10 protein-coding genes, 2 tRNA genes and 5 rRNA genes are annotated in these 19,261 nt (G+C 44.3%); 3 read left to right on the forward strand and 14 right to left on the reverse strand.

All coding sequences use genetic code 11. From position 1 onward, the window contains the following. Positions 1-23 precede the first annotated feature (23 nt). On the reverse strand, positions 24-245 hold the full coding sequence (locus JMX03_RS13940) for a hypothetical protein (RefSeq protein ID WP_201597511.1): 222 nt from the start codon (positions 243-245) through the stop codon (positions 24-26). Positions 246-261: 16 nt separating this feature from the next. Further along, on the reverse strand, positions 262-1,491 hold the full coding sequence (locus JMX03_RS13945; protein ID WP_201597512.1) for a hypothetical protein: 1,230 nt from the start codon (positions 1,489-1,491) through the stop codon (positions 262-264). A 317-nt stretch (positions 1,492-1,808) separates the two neighbouring features. Here JMX03_RS13945 and JMX03_RS13950 point away from each other — a divergent pair, with 317 nt between their 5' ends. Then, positions 1,809-2,477, forward strand: coding sequence for an SDR family NAD(P)-dependent oxidoreductase (locus tag JMX03_RS13950; protein ID WP_201597513.1), 669 nt, complete (start codon positions 1,809-1,811; stop codon positions 2,475-2,477). 130 nt (positions 2,478-2,607) lie between these two features. Here JMX03_RS13950 and JMX03_RS13955 read toward each other — a convergent pair whose 3' ends face one another. The 3 genes from JMX03_RS13955 to JMX03_RS13965 all read right to left on the reverse strand — a co-directional run bounded on the left by JMX03_RS13955 (position 2,608) and on the right by JMX03_RS13965 (position 6,145). After that, positions 2,608-3,294, reverse strand: coding sequence for a lysophospholipid acyltransferase family protein (locus tag JMX03_RS13955; RefSeq protein ID WP_201597514.1), 687 nt, complete (start codon positions 3,292-3,294; stop codon positions 2,608-2,610). A 158-nt stretch (positions 3,295-3,452) separates the two neighbouring features. Then, positions 3,453-5,342 (reverse strand): DNA topoisomerase IV subunit B, encoded by a 1,890-nt coding sequence (gene parE / locus JMX03_RS13960; RefSeq protein WP_201597516.1) that lies wholly within the window; start codon positions 5,340-5,342, stop codon positions 3,453-3,455. A 155-nt stretch (positions 5,343-5,497) separates the two neighbouring features. Continuing rightward, positions 5,498-6,145, reverse strand: a complete 648-nt coding sequence (locus JMX03_RS13965; protein WP_201597518.1) for a YqiA/YcfP family alpha/beta fold hydrolase — start codon at positions 6,143-6,145, stop codon at positions 5,498-5,500. Positions 6,146-6,333: 188 nt separating this feature from the next. On the opposite strand from JMX03_RS13965, the gene JMX03_RS13970 reads away from it, so the two are divergent. Both JMX03_RS13970 and JMX03_RS13975 read left to right on the forward strand, forming a co-directional pair. Further along, entirely contained in the window at positions 6,334-6,594 is a 261-nt protein-coding gene (locus JMX03_RS13970) for a DUF1289 domain-containing protein (protein WP_201576816.1), read from the forward strand. Between the two features lie 165 nt (positions 6,595-6,759). Further along, entirely contained in the window at positions 6,760-7,653 is an 894-nt protein-coding gene (locus JMX03_RS13975) for a pirin family protein (protein WP_201597520.1), read from the forward strand. Between the two features lie 121 nt (positions 7,654-7,774). Here the strand turns inward: JMX03_RS13975 and JMX03_RS13980 are convergent, their stop codons facing one another. From JMX03_RS13980 to JMX03_RS14020, 9 genes are all read right to left on the reverse strand, one after another. Continuing rightward, complete coding sequence (locus tag JMX03_RS13980) at positions 7,775-8,599, reverse strand: Shedu immune nuclease family protein (RefSeq protein WP_201597530.1); 825 nt, start codon at positions 8,597-8,599, stop codon at positions 7,775-7,777. Between the two features lie 167 nt (positions 8,600-8,766). After that, positions 8,767-9,597, reverse strand: a complete 831-nt coding sequence (locus JMX03_RS13985; protein ID WP_201597532.1) for a TIR domain-containing protein — start codon at positions 9,595-9,597, stop codon at positions 8,767-8,769. A 126-nt stretch (positions 9,598-9,723) separates the two neighbouring features. Further along, positions 9,724-9,838: ribosomal RNA gene (gene rrf, locus JMX03_RS13990) — 5S ribosomal RNA — on the reverse strand. 116 nt (positions 9,839-9,954) lie between these two features. Next, positions 9,955-12,806: ribosomal RNA gene (locus tag JMX03_RS13995) — 23S ribosomal RNA — on the reverse strand. A 355-nt stretch (positions 12,807-13,161) separates the two neighbouring features. Further along, a tRNA-Ala gene (locus JMX03_RS14000) sits at positions 13,162-13,237 on the reverse strand. A 7-nt stretch (positions 13,238-13,244) separates the two neighbouring features. Beyond that, a tRNA-Ile gene (locus tag JMX03_RS14005) sits at positions 13,245-13,321 on the reverse strand. 158 nt (positions 13,322-13,479) lie between these two features. Beyond that, positions 13,480-15,018: ribosomal RNA gene (locus tag JMX03_RS14010) — 16S ribosomal RNA — on the reverse strand. A 991-nt stretch (positions 15,019-16,009) separates the two neighbouring features. After that, a 5S ribosomal RNA gene (rrf, locus tag JMX03_RS14015) occupies positions 16,010-16,124 on the reverse strand. Positions 16,125-16,240: 116 nt separating this feature from the next. Then, positions 16,241-19,093, reverse strand: a 23S ribosomal RNA gene (locus tag JMX03_RS14020). The 16S, 23S and 5S rRNA genes sit together here with 2 tRNA genes alongside, the layout of an rRNA operon. Positions 19,094-19,261 lie beyond the last annotated feature (168 nt).

A 19,261-nucleotide genomic window follows, 5' to 3' on the forward strand; every position in this document is an offset into this window, starting at 1 on the left:
GACTTCATATCAGATATAGCTCTTTATTCATCGTCACGAGATGGCACTTTTATATTCATCTGCATACCTTCTAATGTGTGCTGTATTGGCGTCTTAGTAGAGAGCGACCTATGAGAAACACTCTTTTGAGCAGATGCTTTAGTCTGACGGCTTTGCTGTTGACGCATTCTCTGTAGCTGCTTAGTGAGTTGACGCTCTTTTTGACTCATTGGAGACACAGGCTGAATCCACAAATCAATATCCATATAAGTGTCAGCCGCATCAGATACAAACTCTATGCCCAATACGATCACATGATGTAGCTCTGCTAGCGGTAAGCGTGTGGCGACATCTTGTGCCTGCCACCTTCTGTAAATTAGGCTGAATGGCAGCTTTACTCTGTTGTCCATCAGCGGTCTTGCCATAGAATATCAACACATAGTGCCGGCCCAGACTTTCATAAGAGTGCTGATGAACCACATAGCCACTCTCTCTCATCGCATGCGACTGCTTAGGATACATATACAGGGTACGAACCAGTTCATGACGTGAAAATAACGACTCGTCTAACAACTGCTGTTGCCACTGAGATCTGAGCCTCGCTGTTTCACTCACTTCTTCTTGTATAGGCTTTGTGGCTGCCAAATCAACCATCTGCATACTGAGCTGTGACCATAATTTTGCAGCCTGCAGCCTATGTTCATGATACATCTGCGTCGTCGCATTTTTACGCTCTTGCGCAAGACTCATCGTAACCAGAGCAGAGTTTGGCTCATCCTGAATACCATATTTAATCAATGCATTGTCTACAGTGATAGCCTGTGAAAATAAATCAGCACTGCCCATAAAGCGTTTGATGAGCTCGTCTTCGGTATCAAATCTGGACATGCCCGTAATAGATGATTGCCTTATTTCTGTTAAGTGATATCTCAAAAATCGCCAAATGTCACTGGGAGTCTGAGCAGTCGCAACAAGCATCTGCCAGTCTTGCCAACTAAATACCTGTAGCACCTGTGTGTCATCGTTGATATCCAATACCAACTCTTCCATAAAGTAGCCTGCGCCGAAGCTATGTGGCATGGATGTCATCTGCAGTGCTGCGCTTTTTTGCTCATACGCTTTTTCAGCATCGCCTTTCTCCTCGCTACCGCAAGCAATAGCTAAGGTTTCATCTATCAGCTGGATATCGAGTATGAGCACTTCAGCGGTATCAAAATCGCTTTCTTTATTTCTTTGCAAACCATGTTTCTGCCAAGCTAATGCAGACTTGAGAGCAGAGACACGCGCTGCTTCGATATCATCACTAGTAGCAGCAGCGGACAAATATATTGTCAGCTCTAGCAATTGCAGTTTGCCTAATGGCAATATATAAAAGCACTGCTGAGAGGTGTGCGGAATATCTAGCGCAAGCGGTGCGGGTAAGTCGATTTCTGGCGCATCTACTTGTAAATAATAGCTAAGCTCATTATTAGTAGCTGTCAGATCAGGTGATGTAATACTAGAATCGGGCACAATACAAGCCTCTTATTATTAGCTAGATATCAGTAGGTATTGGTTTTTATTAAAGCATAAACAAAAAGATTTACGCGGGTATAAGTAGCCACATATGTACCTATGTAGATACTTGTAAGCGCGGCCATAATAAAAGACCACCAGACACAAGCGCTTTCCTGTCGCTTTCAGAGCTTTGACTTGCTATGATGAAAGAAAGAGGTAGCAGCATGGTTCAGGCTTTATAACATAAAAACTGCTTGAAACCATATTCGAAGCCATGCTGATTAGACTTACCATACATACTTATAATCTTATGATAGCAAGGATTGAATGTCATGAAACGTTTTAATGATAAAGCCGTTATTATCACTGGTGCAGATTCAGATATTGGTCGTACAACTGCGATTAGGCTCGCCAGAGAAGGCGCTAATTGTGTACTTGTCGGCATCAATCATGACATCTTAGAGTATATCTATGAAGACCTGCCACAGGATACTACATGGATAAATACAGGTAATCACCTTACCGTAACCAGCGATGTCAATGAACCAGTCCAAATTGCAGGATTGATAAAGCATGTGCTGGATAAGTATGAACGTATTGACGTGATGGTAAATATAGATACTGAAGTCGGTATTCACCAGTCTGTCATTCCAGAACTGATAAAAACGAAAGGTAATATCGTCAATGTATCAACGCTAACGGATATGCCAAATGATTGGAGTATAGAAGCCTACAATGCGGAACAAGACAGCTTGACGGGCATCACCAAAGCACTGGCTTTAGAAAACGCCCCAAAGGGTGTACGTATCAATGCAGTCGTTGCTGGTTTAGTTACAACGGATAACAGTCACAACCCTTTTGTGACCCACTGCCCGCTTGGAAAAACAGCAACACCTGCTAACGTGACAGACGCTGTTTTGTTTTTGGCAAGTGATGATGCGGCAATGATCACTGGCATTAGCCTACCTGTCGATGGCGGAGTTAGCGCTTTAAGAAGTTAGTGCTTTTAAAAGCTAACCAGACTCTATAAGCCACAGATAAAAACCCCCTAACATTTTAATGTGAGGGGGTTTTTAATTATGAATACATTAACTACTGTCTCAGCGAAAGTTGTTATGAATTAATCAAACATCAATCAAGCAGTTTATTCACATCCTGTAGTGGCTGCGATAGACGTTCAGGATATCTTGGGACAACACCTCGGTAATGAGCATATATTTTCGGTAAATCAACCTCAATATCGCCACTAGGATATACCAACGGCATAAAATGTATCTCTCTGGTTTTGTAGTCCATTGCTACCGGCAGTATAGGCACCCCAGCGCCAACGGCTAAATAATAAAAGCCCGTTCGCCATTTTTCAGTATACTCACGCGTCCCTTCTGGTGACAGCCCTAAAAACAACGGATTTCCTGTCTTGAATTTATCAATACTGGCTTGCAATACTGAGCCTTTGTTACCACGATCAATAGGAATAATACCTATCCAGCGCAGTAGCTGAGCAAACACTGGTATTTTAAATAAAGTATGTTTGCCCATGATACTGATCTTTAAGTCTAGCGCAAACAAGCTAGGAATAGCATAAATACCATCAATATTGGAAGTATGCGGCAGCGCCAAAACGACTGCTTGCGAAATATTTGGAATTTCTCCAACCGTACGCCAACCAGATGCCTTTAACAAAGCCGACGCCACAGTGGGAGCCAGTTTATTACCACGTTTTGGTACTAGGTTACCTAAATCTTTTTTCTGAAGCTTAGGAAGCTTAGATGGAAATTTAGACGATAGCTTAGAGGATTTGGTAGTTTTGGATGTCATAACGGCACCGCATAATAATTAAAGGTATCGGTATCATAACATTAACCTAGCGCCACTAGACCCACTTTTGCAGCCTTTTATAAGGTTATGATTCGTCCACAGGTTATAAACCAAGATAGCAATATCAACACATATGACCTGCTGTTATTAACCAGCACTCATAAAGGAATATCTGCCAAGTTACCTTTGCTCTCAAGCCACGACTTGCGATCAGCAGCGCGTTTTTTGGCCAGTAGCATATCCATCACGCTATTGGTCAATACCATATCGTCCATATCGAGCTGCACCAGACGACGTGTATCACGGTTCATGGTAGTCTCACGTAGCTGCTCTGCACTCATCTCACCCAAGCCCTTAAAGCGAGTGATTTGCGCTTTTTTATTACCAGGAACGCCCGCTAAAATATGTTCAAGCTCAGGCTCATCTAAGGCATAATGCACCTCACGACCCACATCCACGCGGTACAATGGCGGCATCGCCACAAATAAATGTCCAGCATCCACGAGTGCTGGGAAATGCTTGACGAACAAAGCACAGATGAGGGTCGCAATATGCAGACCATCAGAGTCAGCATCCGCCAAAATACATATTTTATCGTAGCGCAGCTCAGACAAATCATCAGAAGCAGGGTCAACACCGATAGCGATGGCGATATCATGAATTTCTTGGCTAGATAGCACCGTATCGGAGGATACTTCCCACGTATTTAGAATCTTACCACGTAGCGGTAGTATCGCTTGATAATGACGATCACGCGCTTGTTTCGCACTACCGCCAGCAGAGTCCCCTTCTACTAAAAACAACTCTGCGCCATCACGCAAATTACCACGACAATCAGCCAACTTACCTGGTAATGCAGGACCTTGCGTGATTTTTTTTCGTGCCACTTTTTTGGCAGATTTTAATCGACGACCCGCTTTATTGATCGCCAGCTCTGCAATTTGGGTACCTATATCTGCGTGCTGATTTAACCACAAGCTAAAGGCATCTTTGGCCAAAGTCTGCACCGCTCCAGCAGCTTCTCGGCTAGATAAACGCTCTTTGGTTTGTCCAGAAAACTGCGGCTCTGAAAACTTAAGCGACAAGATATAGTTCACCCCATCCCAGACATCTTCTGCCGTCAGCTTGACGCTACGTGGCAATAAATTATGGATATCACAAAACTCGCGTAACGCCTCTAAGATGCCCGTGCGCAAGCCATTGACGTGCGTACCACCTTGAGCAGTCGGAATCAGGTTTACATAGCTTTCTTGAATAGGCGTGCCACCTTCAGGTAACCAAGATAAGGCAAAAGTAATACCTGCACGCTCACCATCTTTGGCATCATGATTGTAATAAAAGGGTTCGGGCGGCAAAGTTTCAAGCCCATCGAGCTGCTCTGTTAAATACTCAACGACCCCATCAGTGAACTGCCATACAACCTTTTCATTATGGATGTCATCAACAAACTCAATGATCAGCCCTGCTGCCAATACCGCCTTGGCTTTTAGATTGTGCTTGAGCTGCTTGATATTAAACTTAGGCGTATCAAAGAAGCTGCTATCCGCCCAAAAGCGCACTCTCGTACCACGCTTACGCTTGTTTGAGCTGACGGACTCCGTCAACGGTGTCACGGGTGCGCCATTTTCAAGCACCATATCAAACTGGGTACCATCTCGCCACACGGTGACTTCAACTCGCGTTGAGAGCGCGTTAACGACTGAGATACCAACTCCATGCAGACCGCCTGAAACTTGATAATTTGATGTCGAAAACTTACCGCCAGCATGCAAGCGCGTCAATATGATCTCAATACCAGATTGATTAAATTCAGGGTGAATATCGGTTGGCATACCGCGACCATCGTCTTCTACGGACAACGAGCCGTCTTCGTGCAATTGCACCTTAATAGTTTTTGCATAACCAGCCAGTGCTTCATCAACTGAGTTATCAATCACCTCTTGTGCCAAATGGTTAGGACGTGTGGTATCGGTATACATACCTGGGCGACGACGAACTGGCTCAAGTCCTTCTAAAACTTCTAACGATTGCGCATTATATTGACTCACAAATGCATCCTTGAATATTTACGTACAATTAAATCTATTAAACCATTATAACGAAAAACAGCGACGTTGACGTTAATAGTCAGTCGCTTACGTCATCTAATGTCGTTTATTACCGTTTCTTTATATAGCAGTTTTTATGCCTGTTTTATATAAACCTAAAGCAACTGCCGTAGCATATCAATCACCATCGGTAATTGCTCGCCGAAGTCACTAAATCGATGATCGCCCTCTGCTTGTAAAATCACCTTAGCGCCATGTTGTTGATAGAACTTGGCAGATAAATTAGGATCAAGCAACTCATCGCCTTCTTTAATTAGTACAGCGATTTTATTAGGATAATTAACAGCTGCTAGCTGATGCTCTGCAAACCACTGCAAATCTGAATAAGTGATATTCCAACCACCTGCTGTCGTATAAAGAACCTTGTTTGTGGATACTTCATTCCTGTCATTGCGAGCTAATATCGACTCATCAGCAAAACGCTGCAAAGTAACATGCGGCTGAGTACTAGGATTTAATAATAACGCTGGGCAGTCTATATGATTGCTAACTAAGGTAGAAAAATAACCACCCAATGAACTGCCTACCAATACCATATTTGAGGTTTCAAGCTGCGCATCATCATTATTATTTAAACTTTCGATTAATGACAGTATTTGCCTGAAAACCTGATCAGGTGTCTTATTTAAATCAGGGCGCACTACATTGATATCAGGATGATACTGCTGACAATAGTTTTCTAACAATATCCCTTTGGTAGAGTTAGCACCACTGTCTAACCCATGAATATAAATAATGTTCACCTATTATCTCACTTATTAATTTTGTTATGATTGCTATATATAGACGATAAGCGCTAAGCATAGCACTGGCTCAGCAAAAACAGTAATAATTATATGGCACACTATTATTCAGTATTTGCGACATAATAGTATTGTGACAATAATATGATGCAAGTCCAAGGAATGACGAGAGTAGCGATGGAGCCGCCATGAATCAACAGTTTGAGCTGTTCGAGATTGCCAATCCATGTATTGGTGTCTGCCAAAGCAATAAAAGAGGCTATTGCTTTGGCTGCTTACGCAGTCGCCCTGAGCGTCAGTTATGGCATAACATGACTACAGAGCAGCGTCGTGAGGTGCTACGGCTAGTCTCTGGTCGCAGGCAACGTATCGAGCAGATGAGACAACGTAAAGGCGAGCAGTTAGGATTTGATTTTGAAGAAGTAGTGGAAACAGGTGAGCTATTTTAATAGATAAAGGAAAGACTTAACTTCTGATTAATAAGTACTAGTATCAATGTAAATTTACTACACAATCCCCTATTGAAATTTATATCTCCACCCTCAAAATAGTTAACTGAAGATTGATAAAACAAAACTGTTATCAACTATTGTTAAAAAAAGCAGGAGAGAATAATGAATGACAACATAGCGAATAGCGTAAAAGATAAAGTCACCCAATCACGTCAAGTGCAAGAGCTGTATGCTGGGGTAGATACCCAAGACGGCGCGGGTGTTAAGCTCACTCGCGTACTCACGCAGCAGCTACAAAAACGCCTCGACCCGTATTTGATGTTGGATAACTTTAAAAGCGATAATCCAGATGATTATATCGCCGGTTTCCCTAATCACCCGCATCGCGGCTTTGAAACCATTACCTATATGATTACTGGCCGTATGCGTCATCGCGACAGTGCTGGTAACGAAGGGTTATTACAAAATGGCGGGGTACAGTGGATGACCGCTGCTAGCGGTGTCATTCATTCAGAGCTGCCTGAACAAGAAGACGGAGAGATGGAAGGTTTCCAACTTTGGCTCAATCTACCTGCCAAAGATAAAATGAATGACCCTTGGTATAAAGACTTCCAGAGTGATGACTTGCCTAAATACACAACAGAAGACGGCGTAGATGTTACTGTCATTGCGGGTACGTCCCATGGCGTAGAAGGTGCAGTGACGCGCGAAATCACTGAGCCGACTTATTTGGATATCCATCTACCAGCAGGGTCTAGCTTTAGTCAGGCCATTCCAGCCGACCACAATGCGTTTGCCTTTGTGTATCGCGGTAAAGTGGATATTGAAGGTCGAGAAGTGCCGACTAAGACCATGGCTATTCTCGCAAATAACGCTGATACTGATGGCGTCACTATCACAGCCGATAGTAGTGAGGATACCAAAGTGATTTTCATTACGGGTCGGCCACTACGCGAGCCGATTGTGCAATACGGTCCTTTTGTGATGAACAGTCAGCAAGAAATCATGCAAGCGGTCACTGATTTCCAAAGTGGTAAGTTTGGTGAAGGGGCTTAGTTTATTAGATACTTTACTGGATGTTAAAGCCCGTATTAGTTCGCTAATATGGGCTTTTTTTTGTGGGAAAGATTATGAATATTGGTTTGAACTACAAGTCAGGCATGTCAGACAGACTCTTTTATTTTCTTTTTTTACTAAAGTGTGCCATAGTATACTTACCATTAACAGCTAGTGAATTGCCTTTTTCCCACTCCTCTATTTCATAACCTTTTGACCTAAAGTACTCTTTTTCTTCTAAAGTCAGTATAAAGTCATCTTTACTAACGTAGCTGAACAGCATTGTTGATTCTGTATGAATATATTTAAACTGCATTTTATTCTTTGATAAGGAAATTATATTCTTTTTATATCTTTCTGAATGCCTGTAATAATTAAGAAGCGTGTCGTAAGTCATAATATCAATACCAGTTTCTTTCCGAAGACGAGCTAATACCCTCATTCTTTCAGGTGAGCTATTCTTTTCTTCAGATCGTCCAATTACTAGCTGATAATTAAACTCAACTGGGTTTCTTCTCATGAGAAAAGGATGAAAAATAGGCTCAAGTCTACGGAGTACTTCAGCTTTATTATCTTCTACGAAAACTTGCCACGACCTAACTTGAGCAATGGCTTTATTAAACTCAGAGGAAGTATCAACTTGCTTCTTATTATTTGTAAAGAGTTTCTTATCTGGAATTTCTAACTCAACGAAAGTTACTATCCATGTATCGGAACTCTTTGTTAAATAGACATAATCAGTTTCCAAAGATGTATCTAAAGGAAATTTTGATATTACTACACCAAAATGAAGATGATGATTCAATAGATTAGGTGTAGGAATTAATTCTGGATTTTTTTCTAGAAATTCATGTATTATTAACTCTTTTTTCTTACCCGTAGGAGGAGGTGAATCTAAAATATCTATAAAATCCTTTTCTAGCTTTTCGTCAAAATCTAAAGTCATAAGAAGTTTTGCCTTAGAAAATATTATTAAGCTAACTAATATATTATGAAAATTTGAATATTTTACACTGCACTATATTCAAGTCTGATTTGATTATTAATTCAAGCTTGTCTTAATTTTTATAAGAATTTAATTGAAACTCAGTAATCAGTAGCAACTTACTAGTATTAAAATGGAACATTATCAGGGAGATTATCCACTGGCTTAGATATTTTAGATTGAAGAACTTCTTCATTGCTTAGAAGCTCATCTACACCTAGCTCAGTAATTGAGTATGCATAAAAATCGTAACCATCTTGATGATCTGTTTCTATAGACTTACTTATTAGCCCCATACGTTCCAGCTTAATAAGTGATAATTGAATAACTGATTCATCCACTCCACGGAAATTATTAAATATTCTATGAAACGGTAAACCAATCGGATCAGCAACGTAACTTTGAAGGCAAGTTGCTAAGAATTTATAATCTTGCTCTTTTAATTTGTAATTTGATGGATTAGCAATAATTGCTCTTGATTCAGAAAGACTAGAGCGATTTAAAATACTTAAACGAGCAGCTTCCGTTTTGATTAATGAGCAAGCTCTATTAGTTGCAGAAACTAAATCACCATCTGAACGGTTAGCATCATAGTCAGCAGGAGTCACACCTAATAAGTCTGTTGGTAGATGTATATCTATATCACGAGGCTTAAGAATAAAAGAACGTTCCTTTCCAATAGCACCAACGAATAGACCAAGTTCAAATATTACATTGTCTCTAACTATATGTTGTTTTTCCTCTCTAATTACAGCTACATCATCTGGCGCAAAAATAAACAGTGCAAAGTCGACAGTAGAGGACTTCTCAACTAAATCTTCGATAGTTGAAGATGAGAGTTTAAACGTACCACCTGTCCAAATAGTAACCTCAAACTGATGATCTAGATTCACATTAACGGCTTCAGCAATTGGGATACTTTCAACTGAAGAAGCAATAAATAATCGTGGTTTTCTCAACTTATGACCTCCATACTTTATATAGTAACAATACAGTAAGTATAGCAACGAAAGCTGAGTAATGGATAGGAAGCCACATAAAAAAAGCCCCCTCAACAATATTGAGGGGGCTTTTTAGGAATAGAGAGCTGACGATGACCTACTCTCACATGGCCGGAGCCACACTACCATCGGCGCTATGATGTTTCACTTCTGAGTTCGAGAAGGGATCAGGTGGTTCCATCATGCTATTGTCGTCAGCAAAGGGGGTTAGATATGAGTCTGTTGTTTTATGTGACTTATCACACTACTTGACTGAATCAAGCAATAGGTGATATCGAAATAATTAGACTTGTATACAAACCACTTGGGTGTTGTATGGTCAAGCCAAACGAGCAATTAGTACAGGTTAGCTACACGCATCGCTGCGCTTCCACACCCTGCCTATCAACGTCCTAGTCTTGAACGGCTCTTTAGGGAAATCTTATCTTGAGGTAGGCTTCCCGCTTAGATGCTTTCAGCGGTTATCCCATCCGAACGTAGCTACCGGGCAATGCCATTGGCATGACAACCCGAACACCAGTGGTTCGTCCACTCTGGTCCTCTCGTACTAGGAGCAGCTCCTCTCAAATTTCCAACGCCCACGGTAGATAGGGACCGAACTGTCTCACGACGTTCTAAACCCAGCTCGCGTACCTCTTTAAATGGCGAACAGCCATACCCTTAGGACCTGCTTCAGCCCTAGGATGAGATGAGCCGACATCGAGGTGCCAAACACCGCCGTCGATATGAACTCTTGGGCGGTATCAGCCTGTTATCCCCAGAGTACCTTTTATCCGTTGAGCGATGGCCCTTCCATACAGAACCACCGGATCACTAAGACCTACTTTCGTACCTGCTCGACTTGTGGGTCTCGCAGTTAAGCGCGCTTTTGCCTTTATACTCTACGACCGATTTCCGACCGTTCTGAGCGCACCTTCGTACTCCTCCGTTACTCTTTAGGAGGAGACCGCCCCAGTCAAACTACCCACCATACATTGTCCTCGGTATTGTTATACCTGAGTTAGAACCCCAACATGACCAGGGTGGTATTTCAAGATTGGCTCCACCGAGACTAGCGTCTCGGCTTCAAAGCCTCCCACCTATCCTGCACAAGTCAGGTCAAAGTTCAATGTAAAGCTGTAGTAAAGGTTCACGGGGTCTTTCCGTCTAGCCGCGGGTACACAGCATCTTCACTGCGATTTCGATTTCACTGAGTCTCTGCTGGAGACAGCGCTGCCATCATTATGTCATTCGTGCAGGTCGGAACTTACCCGACAAGGAATTTCGCTACCTTAGGACCGTTATAGTTACGGCCGCCGTTTACTGGGGCTTCGATCAAGAGCTTCGCTTACGCTAACCCCATCAATTAACCTTCCAGCACCGGGCAGACATCACACCCTATACGTCCACTTTCGTGTTTGCAGAGTGCTGTGTTTTTAATAAACAGTTGCAGCAGCCTGGTATCTGCGACTGCCAATAGCTTACGGAGCAAGTCCTTCACCATCAGCAGCGTACCTTCTCCCGAAGTTACGGTACCATTTTGCCTAGTTCCTTCAGCAGAGTTCTCTCAAGCGCCTTGGTATTCTCTACCTGATCACCTGTGTCGGTTTAGGGTACGATTCGTTTATGACTATCGCTTAGAAGCTTTTCCTGGAAGCATGGTATTTGCCACTTCGCTGTACAAGTACAGCTTGCTATCAGATCTCGGTATGAAATAGCCGGATTTACCTAAGCTATAAACCTACATCCTTCCACCTGGACAACCATCGCCAGGCTGGCATAACCTTCTCCGTCCCTCCATCGCATCATAAACAAGTATCGGAATATTAACCGATTTCCCATCGACTACGCCTTTCGGCCTCGCCTTAGGGGTCGACTCACCCAGCCCCGATTAACGTTGGACTGGAACCCTTGATCTTCCGGCGTGCGAGCTTTTCACTCGCATTATCGTTACTCACGTCAGCATTCGCTCTTGTGATACCTCCAGCATGCCTTACGACACACCTTCACAGGCTTACACAACGCTCCCCTACCACTTGAAAACAAATTCAAATCCGCAGCTTCGGCTCCTAGTTTGAGCCCCGTTACATCTTCCGCGCGGGCCGACTCGACTAGTGAGCTATTACGCTTTCTTTAAAGGATGGCTGCTTCTAAGCCAACCTCCTAGCTGTCTATGCCTTCCCACCTCGTTTCCCACTTAACTAGGAATTTGGGGCCTTAGCTGGCGGTCTGGGTTGTTTCCCTCTCCACAATGGACGTTAGCACCCACTGTGTGTCTCCCGGATATCACTCATCGGTATTCGGAGTTTGCATCGGTTTGGTAAGTCGGTATGACCCCCTAGCCGAAACAGTGCTCTACCCCCAATGGTGTTCGTCCGAGGCGCTACCTAAATAGCTTTCGGGGAGAACCAGCTATCACCGAGTTTGATTAGCCTTTCACCCCTATCCACAAGTCATCCCCTGGCTTTTCAACGACAGTGGGTTCGGTCCTCCGGTGCCTGTTACGGCACTTTCAACCTGCTCATGGATAGATCACTCGGTTTCGGGTCTATACCCTGCAACTAGACGCCCTATTAAGACTCGGTTTCCCTACGGCTCCCTAAATGGTTAACCTTGCTACAGAATATAAGTCGCTGACCCATTATACAAAAGGTACGCGGTCACCACGCAAGGTGGCTCCCACTGCTTGTACGCACACGGTTTCAGGTTCTATTTCACTCCCCACAGGGGTTCTTTTCGCCTTTCCCTCACGGTACTGGTTCACTATCGGTCAGTCAGGAGTATTTAGCCTTGGAGGATGGTCCCCCATCTTCAAACAGGATTTCTCGTGCCCCGCTCTACTTAATATGTTAACGCTAATGTTTCGAATACAGGACTATCACCTACTATGGTCAGCTTTCCCACGCTGTTCTTCTACATTAGCATTAATCGGCTTCTCCCCGTTCGCTCGCCGCTACTAGGGAATCTCAATTGATGTCTCTTCCTAAGGGTACTGAGATGTTTCACTTCCCCTCGTTCGCTTCTTGTACAAGTACAAGATACCTACCTTATGGTAAGTGGGTTTCCCCATTCAGAAATCTCCGGATCACAGGATATTGCCGCCTCCCCGAAAGCTTATCGCAGGCTGTCACGTCTTTCATCGCCTCTGACTGCCAAGGCATCCACCATGTGCGCTTAATTACTTGACCATACAACCCCAAGTAGTCTTACTCTTAAAGAGTTTGATTACTAAGTGTTGTCTGTCGTAATTATAACGATATCACCTATGTTTACGCTTGATTCAGTTCTCTTTACTTTTTTAATAACTCACTACTGGGATAACAACTGATGTCGTTAAGTAGTGAGTTATTAAGGTTAATGACGACACGTGAACATGTCATCACTAACCCAGACTCATATCTATGTTTTTAAATAGTCTCTGTGCTCTCGTCAAGTCACAGATTCTGTATAAAACAGAAAGAAGTAATCAATGCCGTCTCGGCTGAATCACTTGTTTCTATTTATACGTATTTAAATATTCTATCTAAAGCATGTCGTTTATAGTGGTGGAGCCAAACGGAGTCGAACCGTTGACCTCCTGCGTGCAAGGCAGGCGCTCTACCAACTGAGCTATGGCCCCATATATATGGTGGGTCTAAGTGGACTTGAACCACTGACCCCCGCGTTATCAACACGGTGCTCTAACCAGCTGAGCTACAGACCCTGAGAAGCGTGTAAAAAAAGCACTGCTTTTTAGCTTCGCAAGGAGAATCCTTTAAATAGGATTCTCTATAAGCTTGGCTAGCAGTACCTTACATACTAAGCTAATAAACTAAACTAAAGAACAACTTGTTGTGAATTCTTGCTGACCGAATGCGTCTATAAGGAGGTGATCCAGCCGCAGGTTCCCCTACGGCTACCTTGTTACGACTTCACCCCAGTCATCAACCACACCGTGGTGATCGCCTCCCCGAAGGTTAGGCTAACCACTTCTGGTGCAATCAACTCCCATGGTGTGACGGGCGGTGTGTACAAGGCCCGGAACGTATTCACCGCGGCATTCTGATCCGCGATTACTAGCGATTCCTACTTCATGGAGTCGAGTTGCAGACTCCAATCCGGACTACGATAGGCTTTAAAAGATTCGCATCACATCGCTGTGTAGCTGCCCTCTGTACCTACCATTGTAGCACGTGTGTAGCCCTGGTCGTAAGGGCCATGATGACTTGACGTCGTCCCCGCCTTCCTCCAGTTTGTCACTGGCAGTATCCCTAGAGTTCCCGGCTTAACCCGCTGGTAACTAAGGAAAGGGGTTGCGCTCGTTGCGGGACTTAACCCAACATCTCACGACACGAGCTGACGACAGCCATGCAGCACCTGTATTCTAATTCCCGAAGGCACTCCCGCATCTCTGCAGGATTCTAGATATGTCAAGACCAGGTAAGGTTCTTCGCGTTGCATCGAATTAAACCACATGCTCCACCGCTTGTGCGGGCCCCCGTCAATTCATTTGAGTTTTAACCTTGCGGCCGTACTCCCCAGGCGGTCTACTTATTGCGTTAGCTGCGTCACTAAGTCCTCAAGGGACCCAACGACTAGTAGACATCGTTTACGGCGTGGACTACCAGGGTATCTAATCCTGTTTGCTACCCACGCTTTCGAGCCTCAGTGTCAGTATGATGCCAGGAAGCTGCCTTCGCCATCGGTATTCCTCCAGATCTCTACGCATTTCACCGCTACACCTGGAATTCTACTTCCCTCTCACCTACTCTAGCTCAACAGTATCAGATGCAGTTCCCAGGTTAAGCCCGGGATTTCACATCTGACTTATCAAGCCACCTACGCTCGCTTTACGCCCAGTAATTCCGATTAACGCTTGCACCCTCTGTATTACCGCGGCTGCTGGCACAGAGTTAGCCGGTGCTTATTCTGCAGCTAATGTCATCGTCTAGGGGTATTAACCCTAGAGTCTTCTTCACTGCTTAAAGTGCTTTACAACCAAAAGGCCTTCTTCACACACGCGGCATGGCTGGATCAGGGTTGCCCCCATTGTCCAATATTCCCCACTGCTGCCTCCCGTAGGAGTCCGGGCCGTGTCTCAGTCCCGGTGTGGCTGATCATCCTCTCAGACCAGCTACAGATCGTCGCCATGGTAGGCCTTTACCCCACCATCTAGCTAATCCGACTTAGGCTCATCTAATAGCGAGAGCAGTAAACTGCCCCCTTTCTCCCGTAGGTCGTATGCGGTATTAATTCGAGTTTCCCCGAGCTATCCCCCACTACTAGGTAGATTCCTAAGTATTACTCACCCGTCCGCCGCTCGTCAGCGAGAGAAGCAAGCTTCTCCTGTTACCGCTCGACTTGCATGTGTTAAGCCTGCCGCCAGCGTTCAATCTGAGCCATGATCAAACTCTTCAGTTTAATCATGCTTGAAGTCTTCACTATAAATAGTAAGATGACTCCTACTCTTGGCCCATTCTTTTCTGGCTCGTCTCTCTAAATTATGTTCGTAATGAATTAACTTTGAGTTTTCTTGCCTTAAAGAATGATAATTTTTATAGTTATATGTCCCTAGATAAACGAGGTCTCACAACTTTATTTTATAGCATTCTGTGTCAGCAAAAATTCACACAAGTTGTTCTCTAGTTATGCTTTTAAATAGTGTCAAGCTACTGTCGTCCAGTAGTTGATTATATAGGGTATTGCTTTCACTAGTCGTTTTAACCTTGTTGGTTAATCCTAACTAGCGAGCCGACTATCATATCATAAAGATTAGGTTTGTCAAGCTTTTTTATAATTTGTTTCAATAAGTTAGCCAGGTTTGTTATATGTAAATTCACATATAAGTTAATCCGGTTCATCTTAATGAGCTGCGTATTATAGACGCTTTATTACTTAAGTCAAGGGGTAATTTTATTTAGTTTAAAGGTTTCTTGTTCAACTACTTAAGCAGTTGGCTTGAACTTTTAGACTAATATCCGGTTTATTAGAATGATAAACCATTCTTCAATCCCGCTTCCCTTTCGACTGGGTGGCATTATACGCGCTTTTAATAGGGGTCAAGCTAATACTAGCTTTTATTTTTTATATACTATAACTGATTGAAATAGCTCATTTTCATAAACCCCAATAAAGCAGATCTATTCTTGAGATATACAATGAAAGTATTATTTAATTTGGATACAAGACTATCCAGCTAAACAGTTAAAGAAAAATGACAACTAAGATTGGTCTTCTTAGACTGAGATTACATCAACTATAGGAGAAGGTAAGTAAAAAGGTATCTTTAAATCTACTCAGCAGTGGAATGCCAATGCTGGGTATTTGATATAAATCAGAACCTTCTAAATTATAATCTCGCGCATAAAAAAAGCCCCCACAACAATGTTGCGGGGGCTTTTTAGGAATAGAGAGCTGACGATGACCTACTCTCACATGGCCGGAGCCACACTACCATCGGCGCTATGATGTTTCACTTCTGAGTTCGAGAAGGGATCAGGTGGTTCCATCATGCTATTGTCGTCAGCAAAGGGGGTTAGATATGAGTCTGTTGTTTTATGTGACTTATCACACTACTTGACTGAATCAAGCAATAGGTGATATCGAAATAATTAGACTTGTATACAAACCACTTGGGTGTTGTATGGTCAAGCCAAACGAGCAATTAGTACAGGTTAGCTACACGCATCGCTGCGCTTCCACACCCTGCCTATCAACGTCCTAGTCTTGAACGGCTCTTTAGGGAAATCTTATCTTGAGGTAGGCTTCCCGCTTAGATGCTTTCAGCGGTTATCCCATCCGAACGTAGCTACCGGGCAATGCCATTGGCATGACAACCCGAACACCAGTGGTTCGTCCACTCTGGTCCTCTCGTACTAGGAGCAGCTCCTCTCAAATTTCCAACGCCCACGGTAGATAGGGACCGAACTGTCTCACGACGTTCTAAACCCAGCTCGCGTACCTCTTTAAATGGCGAACAGCCATACCCTTAGGACCTGCTTCAGCCCTAGGATGAGATGAGCCGACATCGAGGTGCCAAACACCGCCGTCGATATGAACTCTTGGGCGGTATCAGCCTGTTATCCCCAGAGTACCTTTTATCCGTTGAGCGATGGCCCTTCCATACAGAACCACCGGATCACTAAGACCTACTTTCGTACCTGCTCGACTTGTGGGTCTCGCAGTTAAGCGCGCTTTTGCCTTTATACTCTATGAACGATTTCCGACCGTTCTGAGCGCACCTTCGTACTCCTCCGTTACTCTTTAGGAGGAGACCGCCCCAGTCAAACTACCCACCATACATTGTCCTCGGTACTGTTATACCTGAGTTAGAACCCCGACATGACCAGGGTGGTATTTCAAGATTGGCTCCACAAACACTAGCGTGTCTGCTTCAAAGCCTCCCACCTATCCTGCACAAGTCAGGTCAAAGTTCAATGTAAAGCTGTAGTAAAGGTTCACGGGGTCTTTCCGTCTAGCCGCGGGTACACAGCATCTTCACTGCGATTTCGATTTCACTGAGTCTCTGCTGGAGACAGCGCTGCCATCATTATGTCATTCGTGCAGGTCGGAACTTACCCGACAAGGAATTTCGCTACCTTAGGACCGTTATAGTTACGGCCGCCGTTTACTGGGGCTTCGATCAAGAGCTTCGCTTACGCTAACCCCATCAATTAACCTTCCAGCACCGGGCAGACATCACACCCTATACGTCCACTTTCGTGTTTGCAGAGTGCTGTGTTTTTAATAAACAGTTGCAGCAGCCTGGTATCTGCGACTGCCAATAGCTTACGGAGCAAGTCCTTCACCATCAGCAGCGTACCTTCTCCCGAAGTTACGGTACCATTTTGCCTAGTTCCTTCAGCAGAGTTCTCTCAAGCGCCTTGGTATTCTCTACCTGATCACCTGTGTCGGTTTAGGGTACGATTCGTTTATGACTATCGCTTAGAAGCTTTTCCTGGAAGCATGGTATTTGCCACTTCGCTGTACAAGTACAGCTTGCTATCAGATCTCGGTATGAAATAGCCCGGATTTACCTAAGCTATAAACCTACATCCTTCCACCTGGACAACCATCGCCAGGCTGGCATAACCTTCTCCGTCCCTCCATCGCATCATAAACAAGTATCGGAATATTAACCGATTTCCCATCGACTACGCCTTTCGGCCTCGCCTTAGGGGTCGACTCACCCAGCCCCGATTAACGTTGGACTGGAACCCTTGATCTTCCGGCGTGCGAGCTTTTCACTCGCATTATCGTTACTCACGTCAGCATTCGCTCTTGTGATACCTCCAGCATGCCTTACGACACACCTTCACAGGCTTACACAACGCTCCCCTACCACTTGAAAACAAATTCAAATCCGCAGCTTCGGCTCCTAGTTTGAGCCCCGTTACATCTTCCGCGCGGGCCGACTCGACTAGTGAGCTATTACGCTTTCTTTAAAGGATGGCTGCTTCTAAGCCAACCTCCTAGCTGTCTATGCCTTCCCACCTCGTTTCCCACTTAACTAGGAATTTGGGGCCTTAGCTGGCGGTCTGGGTTGTTTCCCTCTCCACAATGGACGTTAGCACCCACTGTGTGTCTCCCGGATATCACTCATCGGTATTCGGAGTTTGCATCGGTTTGGTAAGTCGGTATGACCCCCTAGCCGAAACAGTGCTCTACCCCCAATGGTGTTCGTCCGAGGCGCTACCTAAATAGCTTTCGGGGAGAACCAGCTATCACCGAGTTTGATTAGCCTTTCACCCCTATCCACAAGTCATCCCCTGGCTTTTCAACGACAGTGGGTTCGGTCCTCCGGTGCCTGTTACGGCACTTTCAACCTGCTCATGGATAGATCACTCGGTTTCGGGTCTATACCCTGCAACTAGACGCCCTATTAAGACTCGGTTTCCCTACGGCTCCCTAAATGGTTAACCTTGCTACAGAATATAAGTCGCTGACCCATTATACAAAGGTACGCGGTCACCACGCAAGGTGGCTCCCACTGCTTGTACGCACACGGTTTCAGGTTCTATTTCACTCCCCTCACAGGGGTTCTTTTCGCCTTTCCCTCACGGTACTGGTTCACTATCGGTCAGTCAGGAGTATTTAGCCTTGGAGGATGGTCCCCCATCTTCAAACAGGATTTCTCGTGCCCCGCTCTACTTAATATGTTAACGCTAATGTTTCGAATACAGGACTATCACCTACTATGGTCAGCTTTCCCACGCTGTTCTTCTACATTAGCATTAATCGGCTTCTCCCCGTTCGCTCGCCGCTACTAGGGAATCTCAATTGATGTCTCTTCCTAAGGGTACTGAGATGTTTCACTTCCCCTCGTTCGCTTCTTGTACAAGTACAAGATACCTACCTTATGGTAAGTGGGTTTCCCCATTCAGAAATCTCCGGATCACAGGATATTGCCGCCTCCCCGAAGCTTATCGCAGGCTGTCACGTCTTTCATCGCCTCTGACTGCCAAGGCATCCACCATGTGCGCTTAATTACTTGACCATACAACCCCAAGTAGTCTTACTCTTAAAGAGTTTGATTACTAAGTGTTGTCTGTCGTAATTATAACGATATCACCTATGTTTACGCTTGATTCAGTTCTCTTTACTTTTTAATAACTCACTACTGGGATAACAACTGATGTCGTTAAGTAGTGAGTTATTAAGGTTA

Origin of the sequence: Psychrobacter fulvigenes (assembly GCF_904846155.1) — a bacterium.
In the GTDB taxonomy this organism is placed as follows: Bacteria; Pseudomonadota; Gammaproteobacteria; order Pseudomonadales; family Moraxellaceae; genus Psychrobacter; species Psychrobacter fulvigenes.